We start from the raw sequence: 1753 nt of genomic DNA, 5'->3' as shown, positions 1-1753 counted from the left end.
CGGGGCGGCGCGGCGTTATCAACAGCCTGTGGACGGAATAGCCAGATCGCCGTAGCACGCGGAAGCATCATGCGCACTCCCTGTGGAAAACGGCGTCTTTGCCGGGCACAGCCACGCTGTGCCCGGCAAAGCACAGGGAACGACGTCGTCAGCCGCCTGCCCCGCATACCGGCCAGGCGCCGATACCCTGACTGGCAAGTACCCGCTGGGCCACCGCAATCTGCTCGGACGGGCTGGCCAGGTTTGCCGACGAAGCGTACTGGCCGCCGCCGTTGCCGAGCCAGGTCTGCTGCGTGAACTGCAGCCCGCCGTAGAAGCCGTTGCCGGTGTTGATGCTCCAGTTCCCGCCGGACTCGCACGCCGCGATGGCGTTCCAGTTAGCCCCGCCGGCGGACGACGCCGGGGCCGGGGTGGAGACGGGTGCGGCACTGGACGGGTCCGGCTGTGAGCCGCTCACCGAAGTGGTCGGAGCCGGAGACGGCGGGGGCGGGGCCGGGACGGCGGCCTGGGCGGCGCGGGCTATCGCGGCCGTCACATGACCGCTGGCCGGCAGTCGCAGCCGTTGCCCGACGAGCAGGACGTTGGGGTTGCGCACCTGGTGGCGATTCATCCACCACACGGCGGGCCAGTCGGCCGAGTTGCCGTAGCTGCGGGCGGCGATCGCGGACAGCGTGTCGCCCTGGTGAACGGTGTAACTGGCGGGGGCGTGGTGCGCTGCTGGATGCAGCGAAATCGTGACCGCCATCATGATCTTGGCCACGACTGAAGCGGGGATAATGAACATGTCGGGAGGCCCTCCAAGGTTGTCCGACAAAAGGTCCCGGCCGCGTGCTGCGAACACCTGGCCGGGACCGCTTTTGCTAGCCGATGAACCTCATGAGGGTGTCACCCGGCCTATGCTGGTCTAGGGTGCGTTTGGACCTCATGCAGATTCTCCTCACGTGCTTTTCAGCTAGCTCTTGGGTGAGAATAAGCACACTGAAGTCCCATCCTCAACACGCTTGGTGCATTTACGGCCCGATTCATGCCTGCTGCGAAGATAATTGTTGCACAATAGAAGTTACGTGACTGCAGTTACACAAGAGAATTAGGCACGAGCAGCGTCCGCGAAGCGGTATTGCCGTGGGAATTAACACCCGCTCCATTTTGCGCGCCGGTGCCCTATGCCATCTGTGCCAAATAGGCGCAATTCGACCAGTTTGTCATGCGCAGGTTCTCCGGCCGCGGCCTCTCTTGCCCGGGTCCTCAGCTCGCTGCGGCAGTCACGTCGGCTTGGCCGGAGATCCGGGTACCTTGCGCGAGCTGACGGCCAGCCAGTGAGTGACGACGGGGTGGTCCGGGTCGGTCAGCTCGCGGACGCGCTCCAGATGCGCCTGTTCGCGCTTGGTCACGCGCTCGTGCTGGCGAAGGTGGTCGTCCCAGGAAGCGACGACGAACTCCTCGAGCACCCTGCCGGGGTCGCTCGCGTCGTGCCAGGCCCGCCAGGAGATCGCGCCGGTGCGTCGGCGGCTGTCCTCCGTTTTCTGCAGGGCGGTCATCAGCCGATCTTCGAGTCGGGGCCGCGCCCGGTACTGGATGCCGACCAGCACCGGGCCTTCCGGCGTCTGGTCGGGGGCCAGCACCGACGCGGGCCAGTCTCCGGCGGGCAGCAGGGTCTCCGGCGGGATGGAGCGGAACCGCCAGACCAGGCCGGCCAGCGGGCTGAGGGCCAGCCCGGCGGCAGCGATGGTCAGGGCCACCGACAGTCCGGCAC

2 protein-coding genes are annotated in these 1753 nt (G+C 66.9%); both read right to left on the bottom strand.

The window, feature by feature from the left end; all coding sequences use genetic code 11:
- Positions 1 to 148 precede the first annotated feature (148 nt).
- Positions 149 to 784: a transglycosylase family protein gene (locus tag WA805_RS12455; protein WP_424561323.1), complete on the bottom strand. Its 636-nt coding sequence runs from the start codon at positions 782 to 784 to the stop codon at positions 149 to 151.
- Between the two features lie 478 nt (positions 785 to 1262).
- Positions 1263 to 1753: MFS transporter (locus WA805_RS12450; protein ID WP_425242408.1), on the bottom strand; the 491-nt coding region annotated here is incomplete at its 5' end.

The organism is Trebonia sp., assembly GCF_049794275.1.
Lineage (GTDB): Bacteria > Actinomycetota > Actinomycetes > Streptosporangiales > Streptosporangiaceae > Trebonia.
Note: the sequence above shows the minus strand (reverse complement) of the source record. Positions and strands in the feature narration are given on the sequence as shown.